Source organism: Anabaena sp. FACHB-595 (genome assembly GCF_048568275.1).
In the GTDB taxonomy this organism is placed as follows: domain Bacteria; phylum Cyanobacteriota; class Cyanobacteriia; order Cyanobacteriales; family Nostocaceae; genus Trichormus.
This window is the reverse complement of the sequence record NZ_CP183473.1, coordinates 565,651-581,680: the sequence shown is the minus strand read 5'-3', so window position 1 is coordinate 581,680 and position 16,030 is coordinate 565,651. Positions and strand designations below refer to the sequence as shown.

Annotated in this window: 13 protein-coding genes; 6 read left to right on the top strand and 7 right to left on the bottom strand. The window is 42.9% G+C overall.

The genetic code is table 11. The annotated features are described in order from the left end of the window. Nucleotides 1-5: 5 nt before the first annotated feature. Together ACN222_RS02415 and pipX are read right to left on the bottom strand one after the other, a co-directional pair. Nucleotides 6-674 (bottom strand): YggS family pyridoxal phosphate-dependent enzyme, encoded by a 669-nt coding sequence (locus tag ACN222_RS02415; protein WP_010994662.1) that lies wholly within the window; start codon nucleotides 672-674, stop codon nucleotides 6-8. Further along, nucleotides 671-949 carry a transcriptional coactivator PipX gene (gene pipX / locus ACN222_RS02410; RefSeq protein WP_010994661.1) on the bottom strand — a complete coding sequence of 93 codons (279 nt, stop codon included), beginning with the start codon at nucleotides 947-949 and terminating at the stop codon, nucleotides 671-673. Before pipX ends, ACN222_RS02415 begins: the two co-directional genes overlap by 4 nt. 168 nt (nucleotides 950-1,117) lie before the next feature. Between pipX and ACN222_RS02405 the strand changes: the two genes are divergently transcribed. Beyond that, a complete protein-coding gene (locus ACN222_RS02405; RefSeq protein WP_269083588.1) occupies nucleotides 1,118-1,249 on the top strand; it encodes a hypothetical protein in 132 nt (43 codons plus the stop codon). 300 nt (nucleotides 1,250-1,549) lie between these two features. Here the strand turns inward: ACN222_RS02405 and ACN222_RS02400 are convergent, their stop codons facing one another. The 3 genes from ACN222_RS02400 to ACN222_RS02390 form a co-directional block, all read right to left on the bottom strand. Further along, nucleotides 1,550-2,476 carry an energy-coupling factor transporter transmembrane component T family protein gene (locus ACN222_RS02400; protein ID WP_010994660.1) on the bottom strand — a complete coding sequence of 309 codons (927 nt, stop codon included), beginning with the start codon at nucleotides 2,474-2,476 and terminating at the stop codon, nucleotides 1,550-1,552. 245 nt (nucleotides 2,477-2,721) lie between these two features. Continuing rightward, nucleotides 2,722-4,083 (bottom strand): ribosome biogenesis GTPase Der, encoded by a 1,362-nt coding sequence (der, locus tag ACN222_RS02395; RefSeq protein WP_010994659.1) that lies wholly within the window; start codon nucleotides 4,081-4,083, stop codon nucleotides 2,722-2,724. A 248-nt stretch (nucleotides 4,084-4,331) separates the two neighbouring features. Continuing rightward, complete coding sequence (locus tag ACN222_RS02390) at nucleotides 4,332-4,526, bottom strand: hypothetical protein (protein ID WP_010994658.1); 195 nt, start codon at nucleotides 4,524-4,526, stop codon at nucleotides 4,332-4,334. Between the two features lie 355 nt (nucleotides 4,527-4,881). Here ACN222_RS02390 and ACN222_RS02385 point away from each other — a divergent pair, with 355 nt between their 5' ends. Continuing rightward, nucleotides 4,882-5,445 carry an SRPBCC family protein gene (locus tag ACN222_RS02385; protein ID WP_010994657.1) on the top strand — a complete coding sequence of 188 codons (564 nt, stop codon included), beginning with the start codon at nucleotides 4,882-4,884 and terminating at the stop codon, nucleotides 5,443-5,445. A 68-nt stretch (nucleotides 5,446-5,513) separates the two neighbouring features. Here the strand turns inward: ACN222_RS02385 and ACN222_RS02380 are convergent, their stop codons facing one another. After that, nucleotides 5,514-6,338, bottom strand: coding sequence for an SDR family oxidoreductase (locus ACN222_RS02380; protein ID WP_010994656.1), 825 nt, complete (start codon nucleotides 6,336-6,338; stop codon nucleotides 5,514-5,516). Between the two features lie 182 nt (nucleotides 6,339-6,520). Here ACN222_RS02380 and ACN222_RS02375 point away from each other — a divergent pair, with 182 nt between their 5' ends. Continuing rightward, nucleotides 6,521-7,852 carry a P-loop NTPase fold protein gene (locus ACN222_RS02375; RefSeq protein WP_010994655.1) on the top strand — a complete coding sequence of 444 codons (1,332 nt, stop codon included), beginning with the start codon at nucleotides 6,521-6,523 and terminating at the stop codon, nucleotides 7,850-7,852. Then, entirely contained in the window at nucleotides 7,828-12,954 is a 5,127-nt protein-coding gene (locus ACN222_RS02370; protein WP_010994654.1) for a hypothetical protein, read from the top strand. The genes ACN222_RS02375 and ACN222_RS02370 overlap by 25 nt, the downstream gene beginning before the upstream one ends. A 154-nt stretch (nucleotides 12,955-13,108) precedes the next feature. Here ACN222_RS02370 and murG read toward each other — a convergent pair whose 3' ends face one another. Next, nucleotides 13,109-14,182, bottom strand: coding sequence for an undecaprenyldiphospho-muramoylpentapeptide beta-N-acetylglucosaminyltransferase (gene murG / locus ACN222_RS02365; protein ID WP_044520653.1), 1,074 nt, complete (start codon nucleotides 14,180-14,182; stop codon nucleotides 13,109-13,111). An 84-nt stretch (nucleotides 14,183-14,266) separates the two neighbouring features. On the opposite strand from murG, the gene ACN222_RS02360 reads away from it, so the two are divergent. Continuing rightward, complete coding sequence (locus ACN222_RS02360) at nucleotides 14,267-15,091, top strand: nuclear transport factor 2 family protein (protein WP_010994652.1); 825 nt, start codon at nucleotides 14,267-14,269, stop codon at nucleotides 15,089-15,091. Between the two features lie 111 nt (nucleotides 15,092-15,202). Further along, nucleotides 15,203-15,976, top strand: coding sequence for an SDR family oxidoreductase (locus ACN222_RS02355; RefSeq protein WP_010994651.1), 774 nt, complete (start codon nucleotides 15,203-15,205; stop codon nucleotides 15,974-15,976). Nucleotides 15,977-16,030 lie beyond the last annotated feature (54 nt).

Genomic DNA, 16,030 nt, shown 5'->3' with positions numbered 1-16,030 from the left:
ATTGCTTAAGTACGCTGCCCAAATAATATAGTCCCCAATCTTACCATCGTCGCCCCAGCTTGTACTGCAAGTTGGTAGTCCCCTGACATACCCATCGACAACTGACCCATGTGAATATGATCCCAGTTTTGTTCAGCAATATCTTTGGCTAATTTGTAAGTAGTATTAAATACATAAAAAATTTCCGCATCATTTAAGCCAAAAGGCGGAATTGTCATTAAACCCTGAATTTGTAAAGTTTTACAGTGGTTGAGTGCAGGTAAATCTGTCAGCAGTTCTGGTACAGTCCAACCAGACTTATTCGGATCTGGGAGGATTTTCACCTGTAGACAAACTTGAGGATTGACTCCTAGCTGTTGCGCTAGTTGGTCTAAACGCTGTGCTAGTTTCAAATTATCTACAGAGTGAATCCATTGAAATTGTTCTAGAGCTTTTTTGGCTTTGTTCGCTTGCAAATGTCCAATAAAGTGCCAAGTAATATCCGGTAAGTCATGTAACTGGGCTTTTTTACTAGCAGCTTCTTGGATACGATTTTCGCCAAAATCGCGGATACCAGCAGCATAAGCAGCACGAATAACTTCAGTCGGCATTTGCTTTGTGACAGCAATTAGCCTGACTGAAGGCGGTAGGGAAGCCCGAATTTGAGTAATACGTTCGTTGATCGAACTAATCATTGGAAGGTGCGTTGGAAAACACTCTGAAGCTGATCGTACTCCTGTGATTGACCATTGCGACGCAAATTACGCAAGCGATTTTCTAACAACATTCTCGCCTCAGTGCGTCCTATCGGTTGAAACTTTATAGCTTTAATGTCATTCCCTACTAGAAAGAATAAGCGTTGAGCGTAAAGTGTTGTGAACAAATCCTGGCTTTCATCAACCATGCAGATCCGATATAGCAAACCCCAAGTAGGGTGATTTATGTAAGTTTCCGAGTTTTCTGGATTCATCTATCAATCGAGTAGGAGAATCTATAATTTTTTTCGCAGTGAAAGACAAATATTCGGACAATAATACCTCTTGTGCCAGAATATTTGCATAAAGTCAGGTGAGAATCAGCAAATTTTACCCTTAAATGGAGCTTGTAAAGACCTTGATCTCATCCTTGTAGGTAGACGATGCTAAGAGAAGAGGTAGGGGAGCAATGCGGTATTCTCTACGAAAGGCTGCGCCAAGGGCTTTGCCCAAGTGGAGCAATTGCCCAGGAGCAGGGAGATAAGAAAATTATTGACAACGCTGAAAATCCCTGATGCGTTTATTTGCGGTGTCCAGTGACATGGGGATGCGCCCTCTGAAGTTGTAGGCACAGACTCTCATACTGCTGTTTACTCTAACTTCTCTCCATGTTGCCATAATTATCCTTCGTTGGAGCAAAATAGCCCACAGGCGCATTCTCCTAATAACTGTTCCTAACAACAGTCTGCATTGCTACAGTTTTAGAGGAAATTGGTAATTGGTCATTAGTTTAGTTGTCAGTTGTCATGAGTTCTTTCCTCTGTTCTGGGGCAATTGCTCTCCTGCTTCTTCTAGCTTGTAAGTTCATATAGCTATTAAATTTGATTGCCAAAGACTACTCTTATTCCCCAGAATATAGTCAAAGAGGCGATCGCTAACCAATCCCGTAATTTTAAGCGTAGGTCGTGCCAGGGGACTCGATGTTCGTTGGGACTGGTAAAACCGCGTACCATCATGGCACTGGCCATTTGTGATGCCCTTAATAGCAAATTTTCTAATAGTCTCTCGGCGACAATCATCCAAACTTTGACCGCGCCTTTTAAGCCCAGTTTTTTCCAGTTAATCGCCCTAGTCATGACAGAACGGACTAAATTCTGCACTTCTTCTAAGACTAAGGGAATAAAACGCAAGGATAAAGTTAAAGTCAAGGTAATTTCGGTTACAGGTATTTTAAACCGTCGTAGAGGCTGCATGAGGCTTTCTACGCCAGCTGTAATTTCCTCTGGTGCAGTTGTCAAAAGATATAAATTGGTGCTGTAAATAACAGTGAATATAATTGTACTTATGCGTACCGCTAAATCTAAAGAACGGCGAGTTACTTTCACCGGGCCTTTGTGAAACAGTACGTAAGTATAGCTTTTACTGCTCTTTAATTGTTCTGTGGCTGTGGCAGAATTATTTGTATTGGCTGACTGGGTTAAAACTTGTGGGTTAGTTGGTAAACGTGATTGATAGTCTACACCCAATCCATCAGGACTAATGGCCGCGATCGCCAACACAAAAAATGATAATGTTAACAACCAGCCCATCTGTTGTTGCCACACTCGCCGAGGTATTCTGGCAATGAGAGTAAAAAGGATTAATAATGCTACCAGTAGTATCCGCCAGAGGTTATTAGCAAAACTATAGCTGGTAAGGAAACTCATTAACCAAATAAACTTGACTCGCGGGTCTAATTTATGTAGCCAAGTTTGTGGTTGTTCTAAGTATAATCCTAAGGGTAGCGATCGCAGTAAGTCCATAGTCAATAGTCCATAGTCAATAGTCCATAATCAATAATCCATAGTCAATAGTCAACAGTTCATAGCTAAACACTAACGACCAATGACTATTAAGCTCATCTCACCCCTAAAAGGGAATGGGATTTTACGTTGACGGTTGACGGTTAACGGTTAACCGTCAACCGTGGCGGGGCAGCTATCCCTCCCACCCCTTGAAGGGAGTGGGTTTCCCGCCGCCTTCTATGACTAATGACCATTGACAAATATTAAACGCGAGTTGCCCGGTTAGCGCTACCACTTTCCACATCCCTAACTTTTTTACTCCGCCACAGTAAGCGAATTGGAGTCCCCTTAAAACCTAATTGTTGGCGGAATTGTCTTTCGATGTAACGACGGTAGTTGTCGTTAAAGCGTTTAGCCTCGTTGACAAATAGAGCAATGGTGGGTGGTTGGGTGCTGACTTGTGTACCGTAGTAAATCCTCCCTTGGCGACCACCGCGAGAGGTTGGGGGAGAGTGCCAACGAACAGCGTCTTCGAGGACTTCGTTAATTACTGATGTACTAACGCGGCGTTTGTGTTCTTCATTGGCTTTAGTCACCAACTCTAAAATCTTTTCTACCCGTTGTCCTGTTACCGCACTAACGTAGATAGTGTCTGCCCATTCTGTAAAATGTAGCCGCGCTTCCAGATTTTTCTCGTAGTCGTAGATAGTATAGGAGTCTTTCTCGACGGCATCCCATTTATTGACGACGACGACACAAGCCTTACCTTCATCGAGAATTCTGCCAGCTAATTTTTGGTCTTGTTCGGTGACACCATCCAAGGCATCTATAACCAACAAAACTACATCGGCGCGGCGAATCGCTTTAAAAGCACGGTTAATACTAAAAAATTCAGTACCATAGTCAATGCTTTTCTTTTTGCGAATCCCGGCTGTGTCAATTAGGCGGTAGTTCTGCCCATCCCGTTCGATAAAAGTATCGATCGCATCACGGGTTGTACCAGAAATGGGGCTAACTATGACCCGTTCCTCGCCAGCAAAAGCGTTTAATAAACTTGATTTGCCAACATTTGGTCTGCCAATAATGGCAATTTTGATTTCGTTATTCTCTTCTAATTCTGTAACAGGAGGAAGGTGTTTAATCAGTTCATCGAGTAATTCGCCTGTACCGTTGCCATGAATTGCAGAGATTGGGTAGGGTTCTCCTAGTCCCAGTTCCCAAAATTCGGAGGCTTGAATCGATCCCTGGTCTGGGGATTCACATTTGTTAACTGCAAGAAAGACTGGTACTGGTTGTTGGCGTAACCACTCGGCAATTTCTTCATCTGCCGAATTGGGGCCTGTTTGACCATTAACAACGAAGATAGCAGCACTGGCTTCGTGAAGCGCAGCTAATGCTTGTTGGCGAATCAGGGGCAAGAATTCTGTGTCATCGTTAAAGACTAAGCCGCCTGTATCTACCACTTGAAATTCACGATCGCTCCAGTAGGCTGGTAAGTAAGTGCGATCGCGTGTCACACCCGGTTCATCGTGGACAATCGCCGTTTGTTCCCCGGCGAGACGATTAACCAGGGTTGATTTGCCCACATTTGGGCGACCGATAATTGCAACAATTGGCAGTCCCATAAACCAAGGGTAAGTAAGAGAGATACTATATCACATCTCTACATTTTAGCTACTTTAAGTTTTGATTTAGCTAGGACTTGGGTGTGAGGGTGTAAGGCTGTGAGGGTGTAAGGGTGTAGAGGAAACAATTAATAATTAAGTCAAGATACCTTATCAATACTGTTCTTCTCCTATACCCCTACAACCCCTATACCCCTACAACCCCTACAACCCCTATACCCTTTTTCATCCGTAAGTCTTATTAGCTATTAAAACCGCCACCAAGTTTTTTGAGCATAAGCAATTAGACCGATAGCGATCGCACCCAGAAAAAATAATAAAATCACTCCACCAGGAATAAAGGTGAGAATACCAAAGCCTCTTAGCAGCCAGATAGCTATACCAATGCCTAGAATCACGCCTAGAAGCTGGATTAATCTGCGGTTTAAGGAAGATTGGCTCACTACTTTTTCCTTTGATTTTCAAGTTTGCTCTATATTGTCAAGGTAGCAGGGATTTTCATAATTCGAGGTGTTCATATCCTTGACTTCTTCAAGAAGTGGGCGATCTGGTTTCTATTTCTCCTATTGTGTCATTAAGCCCTGAATAGTTTGACAAAGTAACTTTAAACAAAATTCATATAGTAGTTAGATATACGGTTTTTTACGTAAATTTTCTGAAAAATAACCTAAAAATATTTAGTTCCGGAAAACTTGTGTGTTGAACTGGAACTAAAATTGGGTATGTTGAATTTGATGCCAGAGAATGGTTTTTGATTCAACCCAAAAGGTGGATAAGTTGAGGAGTGAAATCTAAATTATGTCTGCATCTTATATTTCAGACCCAGTTATTGCAGGTACAAATATGACTTGGAGTCAAGAAAAGCAAAGCTTGTTGATGCAGGGTGAAATCTTAGTAGAAACGCGATCGCACACGGCTTGGGGTGGCGCTGTGTCTGCTTGTATGTATTTGCCCTTGAGGCGATCGCAGGTCTGGCAGCAAATCACTGATTACCCTCGCTGGGTACAATACTTTCCAGACATTACCAAGAGCGAAGTTTTACAGCGTGGTGAAGTTAAACGCCTGTATCAAGCAGCACAAAAAGCCTTTTTCTTTTTCACTGCTCAAGTCGAAATTTATCTCAATGTTGTCGAAGTCATAGGTCATAAAATTCAATTCCGTATGGAAAAAGGGACTTTCGTTGACTTCACAGCCAATTTGGAACTGAAAGATTGTGGCGACGGAACCCTGCTAATTTATGGTGTTCAAGCTACCCCTAATATTCCTGTACCCTCAATTTTCATCCAACAAGCGATGAACTTTGAACTACCTACCAATATGCGGAAAATGCGACAAGTTATCTCCAATTCTGTTAATTCCTAAGGGCTGTTAGCAATTAATTGGGTGTTCAATCTGTCCTGAGTAAAATATTGTTCTGCCAATCCCCAATCCTAAAAAACCGTATATGGCTGAATCAATTGATATCCAGCTTCTTTGATTTTGCGATTGGAAACTTTGACATTATAGGGGCGATTACTTTTTGCTGTATTATCCCAAATTACCTGAGGGAGATTATATTTACTCAATAGAGTATCTAGCAATTTTCTACTAGGTAAATGTGCGTCATCTACTAGATTATAAACGCCTTGTAATGGATTGTTGCGGACAAATTCTATAGCTCCAACAATATCATCTAAATGAATCCAGTTTGTGACATCACTGCCATCACCAGGACGAGTTGTACCGGGAACTCTACTAAATATTTTCATTAGTTCCCGTCTGGGGCCATAAATGCCTCCTAAACGTAGGATACAAACACGGAGATTGACGCTAGAAGCTGATAGTAAAATATCTTCTGTTTCCTGAAGAATTTCTCCGTTACGACTGCCGGGTATAGTAGGTGTTTCTTCATCTACCCACTCACCATTTTTATTACCGTAAACTGAATAGCTGCTTGTATATATCAGTTGTTTAACATGAGAATTTTGTTGTAAAGCGGAGACTAAAGTTTTGGCTGTGTTGAGGTATGCTGCTTCATATAAGTCGCCGCCTTTTGCTCCCACACTCAACAAGACAATATCTTGATTTTGGAGAATATCTGTTAGTTTATCTAGGTCATCTCCTTGAGTTACTACAACCTTGTGTGCCACTTTTTGTAGTGATGTCACACGTTCAGGTGTAGTTGTTGTAGCAGTTACAAGCAGATGAGGGTTTTGTTGCCAATGTTGAGCGATCGCACAACCAACATAGCCACAGCCAATAATTGCAATATTCATAGTTAATTTAGATTTATTAGTCAATTGTCAGTTGTCATTAGTTCTTCCCCTGCTCCCCAGTCCCCAATCCCTACTCCCCATTCTTAGGGAATTTGTACTGATTTACAGCATAAATTTCTCAAAATTAATATATTTATTCAATAGGATTGATATTGCCCATTCCTCAGCAAATTTAATTAGTTATGCCCCTAGATTTAGAAAGATTTTATCAAGCTTGCAATCCTAGCAGACCTTTGATGATGGGTAATGCTAGCGATCGCCGCTATTATATCGATTTTGCGGCGGTACGGGGTGGTAAAATCATTGAGGCTTTACTACGTACAATTACTAGAATATCACCGGATGCTCCGACTTGTCAGTTATTTACGGGGCATCTTGGTTGTGGAAAATCCACAGAGTTGTTGCGACTCAAAGCCGAGTTAGAAGAACAGCAATTTCATGTAGTTTATTTTGAGTCTACCCACGTCTTAGAAATGGCGGATGTGGATGTGACTGATATTTTACTAGCGATCGCAGGTCAAGTGAGCGAGAGTTTAGAAGCCATAAAAATTCACATCAAACCCAACTACTTTACTAAGTTGTTTGGGGAAGTTGTAGATTTTCTGCAAACACCGATTGAACTAGGGGTGGAAGGTGAGTTATCTGTGGGTATTGCCAAGATTACCGCCAAGACTAAAGAAAGTCCCCAGTTACGGCGGAGATTGCGAGATTACTTAGAACCGCGCACTCAAAATATACTGCAATCGATTAATTTAGAATTACTTGAACGTGGTAATAAAGACCTTAAAGCCTTAGGCAAAAAGGGATTGGTGGTTATTGTTGATAATTTAGACCGAGTAGCAATTCGACCTTTACCATCCGGGCGATCGCTACCAGAATACTTGTTTATTGAAAGAGGCGAGCAGTTACGCAAGCTTAATTGTCATGTAGTTTACACCATTCCTTTGGCTTTAACTTTTTCCAACTACAGTGCGGAACTGCAACAACGCTTGGGGGGAGGGGTAGCACCAAAAGTTTTGCCCATGATACCTGTACGCCTGCGGTCTGGGGAAATTTTCACCCAGGGATTAACACTGATGCGACAAATGATCCTCGCCAGGAGCTTCCCTGACATTAATCCTAGCGATCGGTTAGGCTTAATTACAGATGTGTTTGATAATTTAGAAACATTAGATCGCTTGTGCTTGATCAGTGGTGGTCATGTACGGGATTTATTAGGATTGCTGTTTGACTGTCTGCGTGAACAAGACCCACCTTTTGGGAGGGAATGTGTCGAATTGGTGATTCAAAGACAACGAGACTACCGTGCTAACGCCATTGACCCCCACGAATGGGAGTTAATTTTTCAGGTGGTGCAGCAGCAGAGGGTGAGAGGTGATATTGAATACCATACATTATTGCGGAGTCTGTTTGTTTTTGAATACCGCGACCATCAAGGAGCTTGGTTTGCTGTCAACCCAGTTATAGCGGAGACACACAAATTCAAATTATGGTTGAAGGACACCCACCAGTAGATATCAAAGTAGCGAATGAGCGGGCTTTTACAAGTTTATGGAGAGCGATCGCTCTTTCTCATGGTAGTTTTTCTGTTGCGTTGGTTTACTGTAATTATCGAGTCTTGCAAGAGAAGATACTGCAACGACTGGATGAAATATCTGTTGAGAATCCCATTCAAAAAGTTGTCTTACCTCCTAATACCAGAAGTCTTTATACAACCCTCCATTTAAATTCACTCCCCCAACAGCAACAGCCATCAGCCTTGATGGTTTTGGGTTTAGAATCAGTCGAAGAAATTGACGATTTACTCAGAGCCATTAATCATATCCGAGATGAGTTTCCCAAACGTCATTCATTTCCGATGATATTTTGGGTGAATGAAGAAGTTTTACAAAAAGTCATCCGTTTAGCACCGGATTTTGCCAGTTGGGCGGCGACACCAATTCGGTTTGAGATGACAACACCAGAGTTGTTGCAATTTCTCCGACAGGAAACCGACTCTTTATTTGCCAGAGTATTACCCAAGGATATAGGACAACACCAGCAGCCTCAATTCGGTGATGATTACTCTACCTTAGAGCAGGTCTGGGAACATAGTAATGAACTGCACTACGCGATTGCGGAACTGCATGAGCGCGGTATCACCTTAGAGCCAGAATTAAACGCCAGTTTAAAATTTGTGTTTGGCTTAGATGATTATGTCAGCGATCGCATTCATCATGCCTTAAATCATTTTCAACAAAGTCTGCAAATTTGGCAACGATTGGGGATTGGGGAACCGGGATTGGGGACTGGGGAACGGGGTATATCTTTTCCTGTTCGCCCTACTCCTTTATCTTCCCCAATTCTCAGACAGGGGGTTTTGCAATTATATATAGGACTATGTTATTGCCGTCTAGCGGAGCAGAATCAGCTAGATAATCGTCGTCATTGGGAAACAGCAAAATTCTATTTTCAAGAATGTTTGGAGATTTTGCAGGTAGCGGGAAGACCAGATATTGCATCAGAATTTATTGGTCAATTGGCAGAAGTTTTAGAACATCTCCAAGCATGGGATGAACTGCAAATCGTTGCAGAGAAAGCACTGGAGTTGCATCATACCTACGGTAGTCAAATTCAACTGGCTTGTGATTATGGTTTTCTGGCGCAGGTGGCGTTACAGCAGTCGCGCTGGGTACAGGCGAGTATTTTGGCACACGTATCACTATTAAAATTAACTGAGGCACAAAACCATAACGATAGTGACCGCCATCATTGCCTATTTCCCTTACTATTAGCACAAATATATTATTTAGTTTTAGCCAAAGCCCAACAAAACTTAGGTGAACAGTTAGTTGCACAGGAATATTTAGATAAAGCCGCCAAAGAATTACCAGCCGCTTTAGAAAATAGCGCCCATCAATATGATGCCCATCGTTATATTAGAATGTTGCGGACATTGCGATCGCTCTATTTTGAAGCAGGTAGATATCTGGAAGCCTACCGCATCCGTCAAAAACGGCGTTCTGTAGAACAGCAATATGGCTTTCGGGCTTTTATTGGTGCGGGAAGACTACAACCCCAAAGACAAGCAACCAACCCAGCTTTGATGTCACCTTCTGGAAGCAGTAGCGTTGCTTTAGAAATCGCCGCTTCCGGTCGAGAACAGGATATTAATAACTTAATTGGCAGAATTAGCCGGGCTGACCAAAAATTGATTGTGATTCACGGTCCCTCAGGGGTGGGGAAGAGTTCCACTGTGACGGCTGGTTTAGTCCCAGCGTTACAAAATCGGGCGATCGGTGATCAAATTGCCATGCCTGTAGTATTGCAAGTATACACCGATTGGGTGCGGGAATTAGGGAAGGCTTTAACTGAGGCTGTGACTCATATTTCCGGAGATGTCAGCATTGCGCCGGAGATTTTATCAACACCGACACCGCCGATGGATATAGGCTATGCTCGACCGATGGCGATCGCTGATATATTAGGACAATTACGCCAAAATGCCAACAACCACCTGATCACGGTGCTGATTTTCGACCAGTTTGAAGAATTCTTCTTTGGTTATAGCGATCGTCAACAGAAAAAAGAATTTGATCAATTTCTTAGTCAATGTCTGAATATATCCTTTGTCAAAATCATTCTTTCCATTAGAGAAGATTATTTACATCGCTTATTAGAATTTAAACATCTTTCCTACCTGGAAGCGATTAATAATAATATTCTCGATAAACAAATTCGTTATCAATTAAATAATTTTTCGCCAGAATATGCCAAAGTCATAATTCAAAAATTAACAGCACGTTCTCAAGTCAATTTGGAACCAGCTTTAATTGATGCGGTGGTGGAAGATTTATCAACCGAACTAGGAGAAGTCCGCCCCATTGAATTGCAGGTGGTTGGCGCACAAATCCAAGATGAGCGCATTAATACCTTAAAACAATATCAGCAATATCGACCAAACAAACTCATAGAAAGATATATCAAAGAACTAATCAAAGAGTGTGGCCCTGAAAATGAGCGTGCAGCTTTACTTGTTTTATATTTGTTAACAGATGAAAGCAACAAACGACCTTTTAAAACCCGTGCCGAATTAGCTACTGAATTGGCAGAGTTAGAAGACCCTGAAAAATTAGATTTGGTCTTAGATATTTTAGTTAATTCTGGCTTAGTTGTGTTGTTTCCTGATATTCCCGAACGTTATCAACTAATTCATGATTATTTAGTCGATTTAATTCGTTATCTCCAACAACAGGAATCCAGCTTACAAGCACAACTTGACCAATTACGCCGTAAAGTCCAACAAAGTCAAAGTGAAATTGCCCGCCTCAAAAGCGAACTCAGCCAAAAAAAGCAATCTAAACTCACAGATACTCATCCCCAACAGGGTTTAGATTTAGTCACGGAATTGCGGGAATTACGCAAGCGAGAGGAACTAACTCAACTAGAAATTGAACAATTACGTGGGGAACTGAAAGAAAAGGAATTAACCGCCCAACTAGCCGAAAGCCAGAAACAACAAAGGCTAAGTGAAGCCAAGCTGAATCGTTCACTGAAAATTGCCCTGACTGCCTCATGTCTCGCCATTCTGGGGTTAAGTGTTTCTATTATTACGGCAGTAGACAGCGAAATTAAAACCCTCAGCGTCTCCAGTGAAGCCCTGTTTGCTTCCCAAAAAGGGCTTGATGCGGTGAAAGAAGGTGTCAAAGCCGCCAGAAAACTGCAACGGGCTATTTGGGTAGACCCTTACACCAGAGAACAGGTACAGACAGCACTCTATCAAGCCGTTGTGGGAGTGAGGGAATACAACCGCTTAGAGGGGCATACCGCAGGAGTAAACAGTGCGGTCTTCAGCCCCGATGGTTCCCTGATTGCTTCCGCCAGCGCCGATAATACTATCAATCTCTGGCGTAGTGATGGCAGCTTAATTAACACCTTGTCTAAACATACCAATGTAGTCAATAGCGTCAACTTCAGCCCTGATGCCTTGTTAATTGCGTCCGCTAGCCAAGACAAAACAGTCAAACTATGGAACCGAGTTGGTCAATTAGTGACTACTCTACAAGGGCATGGGGATGTAGTAAATAATGCTAGTTTTAGCCCCGATGGTTCCCTGATTGCTTCTGGGAGTAGCGACAAGACGGTAAAACTATGGAGTCGAGAAGGGAAATTACTCAACACTTTATCAGGTCATAATGATGCAGTTTTGGGCATAGCTTGGACACCTGATGGTCAAACTCTCGCTTCCGTAGGTGCTGACAAAAACATCAAGCTTTGGAATCGGGACGGTAAACTACTCAAAACCTGGCAAGGTCATGATGATGCAATCTTGGGTGTAGCATGGTCGCCCAAGGGTGAAACAATTGCCACCGCCAGTTTTGATCAGACTATTAAACTGTGGAATCGCCAAGGTAATTTATTAAAAACCTTATCAGGACACACGGCGGGAGTCACAGCCGTTACCTTCAGCCCTAACGGTGAAACTATTGGTTCCGCCAGTATTGATGCAACTTTGAAACTTTGGAGTCCTCAAGGCCTGCTGTTGGGAACCTTAAAGGGTCATAACAGTTGGGTAAATAGTGTGAGTTTTAGCCCTGACGGTCGCATCTTTGCCTCTGGTAGCCGAGATAAAACGGTGACACTCTGGCGCTGGGATGAAGTGCTATTACGAAATCCCAAAGGTGATGGTAATGACTGGGTGACAAGTATTAGCTTTAGTTCTGATGGTGAAACTTTGGCGGCGGCGAGTCGAGACCAAACTGTCAAAATTTTATCTCGGCATGGGAAACTATTAAACACCTTCAAGGGGCATACAGGATCAATTTGGGGCGTAGCATGGTCGCCAAATCGGCAGATGATAGCCTCAGCCAGTAAAGATCAAACGGTGAAATTATGGCATCAAGATGGCAAAATATTACATACCTTACAAGGTCATCAAGATGCAGTTTTAGCTGTAGCCTGGTCGTCAGATAGTCAAGTTATAGCTTCAGCTGGTAAAGATAAAATAGTGAAAATCTGGAGCCAGGGAGGGCAACTACTCCACACCTTACAAGGTCATACCGATGCAGTTAATTGGGTCAGTTTTAGCCCTGACGGTAAGTTGTTAGCCTCCGTCAGCGATGATACCACCGTGAAGTTATGGAGTCGAGACGGTCAACTACTCCACACCCTCAAGGAACATAGCCGCCGGGTAAACGGGGTAGCATGGTCGCCAGATGGGCAAATTTTAGCTTCTGCAAGTATCGACGGGACAGTTAAGCTGTGGAATCGAGATGGTAGCCTGTCAAGAAATCTACCGGGTGATGGTGATAGTTTTATTAGTGTCAGTTTTAGCCCTGACGGTAAGATGTTAGCTGCTAATAGTGATGATCAAATCAGGCTGTGGAACCAGAAAGGGACATTGCTCATGGTTTTAAAAGGCGACAAAGATGAATTAACCAGTGTTACCTTCAGTCCTGACAGTCAAATTTTGGCAGTAGGCGGCGGGAATGGTAAAGTGATTTTCCTGAATTTAGCTGAAATTAAACTAGAAAATTTACTAGTACGAGGGTGTAATTTACTACAAGATTACTTAAAAACTAATTTGGATGTGGCAAAGAGCGATCGCACCTTATGCCCTGATACTAGTAACAGGTGAGACGTTGACAGTTGACTCTTTGTTTCGAATTTTGTTGGCGTAGCCTACTCTTCTCCTTCTCCTGTCGGAGACGCTGCGCGAACGGAGACGCTAACGCGAACGAGGACACTACGCGAACCCGTAGGGTATTTTGAATTTTGAATTTTGAATTGATTCATCTCTCCACAACTTCCCGTACTAGAGTCGCCAACTTATCAGCGCTATCGGGAACAGCGATCGCCTTGGCATTTTCCCCCATTTTGGCTAACTCTGTGGGGGATTGTAATAAATTTAAAACTTGAGTTTGCAATAACTCTGCTGTCAAATCAGATTGCTTAAAGGTTAACGCTGCGCCAGCTTTGGTAAATACCTCGGCGTTGTAAGATTGATGGTCTTCCGCCGCAAAGGGGTAGGGAATCAAAATTGCCGGTGTGCCACATACTGTCAATTCTGTTAAGCTACCAGCACCAGAACGGCTAATTGCTAAATTAGCCCGTTGCAGCAAGGCGGCCATATTGTCGTAGAAGGGTAATTCTATATATTGGGGATGCTTGAGACTATCAACATCGGGATCGCGATCGCCTGTCAAATGTACCACGTAAGCCCCAGCCTCAAACCAAGCTGGAGCCGCTTGACGCACCAACTGATTTACCGCCACCGCGCCTTGGCTACCACCAAACACCACAATTACAGGGACATCTCCAGGAATGGCTAAATCTAGTTGCGAATTATTACCTAGATTTAAGAATTGCGATCGCACTGGAGTACCCACACAAACACTTGTAGCGCGGGGTAGATACTTGGTAGCCACGTCAAATCCTAAGGCGACTACACTACACCAAGGGCCAAAAAAGCGGGTTACTTTGCCAGGTAAGGCGTTAGATTCATGAAAAATTACAGGTAAACCCAGAGAACGCGCCGCAATCACTGCTGGCCCGGCGATATATCCACCTGTAGTCACGACTCCTTGAAAATTACCTTGTTTCAACAGTCGGCGGACTTTCAGGATTGAACCGATCAGTTTACCTAATATGACTAAAGATGAAATTCCCAAGCCTTGCTGAAACCCTTCGACTGCAATAGTATTCAAAGGATATTGTTTAGGGACTAGCTGAGTCTCTAGGCGATTGGGAACACCAAGCCATTCAATCTCATAGTCTGGTAGTTTTTCTGCCAGTGCGATCGCCGGAAACAAGTGTCCACCAGTCCCACTGGCAGCTATTAGTAATTTTATTGGTGCGTTTACCATGCAAACTCTACCGTTTAGCGCCTAGCTTAACTAAGATAAAACAATTTCCTGTCCTTCTCCACTCCCATCAGTAAACTCTTCGCTATGACAAAGATGATTTTTTTGTTACTGAAACGCCAAAGTAGATTTCCTCGTAGCATTTGGCTGATTTTGTGTATTTTATCCTTGGGTCTTGTCAACATTTGGCAACCTACCCAAGCAATCGAAGTAGCTCAGACTAGAACTACCCAAAACGCCCCTACTGAATTAAAAAGTCTGTTGACGCAAATTGATGCTGCGGCTAGTAAAGGGGATATTAAAGGAGTATTGCAGTTTTATACCCCCACTTTCACTCATGGGGATGGGTTAAACCGCCAAACTCTGGAACAAGCCTTAGTAAAATTTTGGCAGCGTTACCCCAAATTGCAATACACCACACAACTACAGTCATGGAAGTCTGAAGGTAACGCCATTATCGCAGAAACTGTTACTAACATTACTGGTTCAGCGTCAGGAAATAATAACTTGGCTCTCAATGCCACTATTAGATCCCGTCAGCGTATTACAGGCGGAAAAATTTCTCGCCAAGAAATTCTAGCGGAACGTACCTTAATTACTTCTGGTAACAAGCCTCCCCAAGTAGATGTTAAATTACCACAACAGGTAAAAGTTGGACAGCAGTATAATTTTGATGCGATCGTCCAAGAACCTTTAGGGGAAGATTTGCTATTGGGAACAGCATTAGAAGAAGCAATTCAACCTGCTAAATATCTCAACCCCACATCTGTAGATTTGCAATTACTCAATTCCGGTGGTCTCTTTAAAGTTGGACGCGCCCCATCCACCCCAGGTAATCGCTGGATTTCCGCCGTTATCCTTCGTGGAGATGGTATGACAATGGTGACGCAGCGTTTACAAGTGGTGAGATAGTAGTAGTTGAGTCAATAGTCAATAGTCCATAGTCTGTAGTTGATTGTTGACTGTTGACTGTGGTAACAAAGCTTGTCAAAGTTTTGACTAATGACCATTGACTCTTAACCTATGATTTCCCTGAAGAATCAAATTGTTTTGATTACCGGCGCAAGTAGTGGGATTGGTAATGCTTGCGCTAGGATTTTTGCTGGTGCGGGTGCAAAACTGATCTTGGCGGCGCGACGGTTGGCAAGGTTGCAGCAGTTGGCTGATGAACTAAATCAAGATTTTGGTGTAGAGATTCACTTATTACAGTTAGATGTGCGCGATCGCCCTAGTGTTGAATCTGCTATTGCTAGTTTACCCCCTGCTTGGTCGGCAATCGATATTCTTATTAATAACGCTGGTCTCAGTCGCGGTTTAGATAAGCTCCATGAAGGCGACCTTCAAGACTGGGAAGAGATGATTGATACCAATGTTAAAGGTCTGCTTTATCTGACTCGTTATGTGGTTCCAGGGATGGTAAATCGTGGCCGTGGTCATGTCATCAACCTTGGTTCCATCGCCGGACATCAAACCTATCCTGGTGGTAATGTTTACTGTGGAACAAAAGCTGCCGTCAAGGCAATTTCCGAAGGCTTAAAACAAGATTTGTTAGGTACTCCAGTACGGGTGACTTCTGTTGACCCTGGTATGGTAGAAACGGAATTTAGTGAAGTCCGCTTTCATGGTGATACAGAACGGGCGAAAAAAGTTTACCAAGGAGTCAACCCACTGACACCAGAGGATGTTGCTGATGTCATCTTTTTTTGTGCCACGCGATCGCCTCATGTCAATATTAATGAAGTCATCCTCATGCCTGTTGACCAGGCCAGCGCCACTCTAGTTCATCGGCAAACCTAAATCAGTCAACAGTAAACAGTGCTGTGGTAACTGTTTACTGTTAATATCTCAGCC

Coding starts and splice junctions, on each gene's coding strand:
- der (WP_010994659.1), bottom strand. CDS start 4,083: ATGGGACTGCCAATTGTTGCAATTATCGGTCGCCCAAATGTGGGCAAA.
- ACN222_RS02370 (WP_010994654.1), top strand. CDS start 7,828: ATGGTTGAAGGACACCCACCAGTAGATATCAAAGTAGCGAATGAGCGG.
- ACN222_RS02400 (WP_010994660.1), bottom strand. CDS start 2,476: ATGGACTTACTGCGATCGCTACCCTTAGGATTATACTTAGAACAACCA.
- ACN222_RS02360 (WP_010994652.1), top strand. CDS start 14,267: ATGACAAAGATGATTTTTTTGTTACTGAAACGCCAAAGTAGATTTCCT.
- ACN222_RS02355 (WP_010994651.1), top strand. CDS start 15,203: ATGATTTCCCTGAAGAATCAAATTGTTTTGATTACCGGCGCAAGTAGT.
- ACN222_RS02415 (WP_010994662.1), bottom strand. CDS start 674: ATGATTAGTTCGATCAACGAACGTATTACTCAAATTCGGGCTTCCCTA.
- ACN222_RS02405 (WP_269083588.1), top strand. CDS start 1,118: ATGCTAAGAGAAGAGGTAGGGGAGCAATGCGGTATTCTCTACGAAAGG.
- ACN222_RS02380 (WP_010994656.1), bottom strand. CDS start 6,338: ATGAATATTGCAATTATTGGCTGTGGCTATGTTGGTTGTGCGATCGCT.
- murG (WP_044520653.1), bottom strand. CDS start 14,182: ATGGTAAACGCACCAATAAAATTACTAATAGCTGCCAGTGGGACTGGT.
- pipX (WP_010994661.1), bottom strand. CDS start 949: ATGAATCCAGAAAACTCGGAAACTTACATAAATCACCCTACTTGGGGT.
- ACN222_RS02375 (WP_010994655.1), top strand. CDS start 6,521: ATGCCCCTAGATTTAGAAAGATTTTATCAAGCTTGCAATCCTAGCAGA.
- ACN222_RS02385 (WP_010994657.1), top strand. CDS start 4,882: ATGTCTGCATCTTATATTTCAGACCCAGTTATTGCAGGTACAAATATG.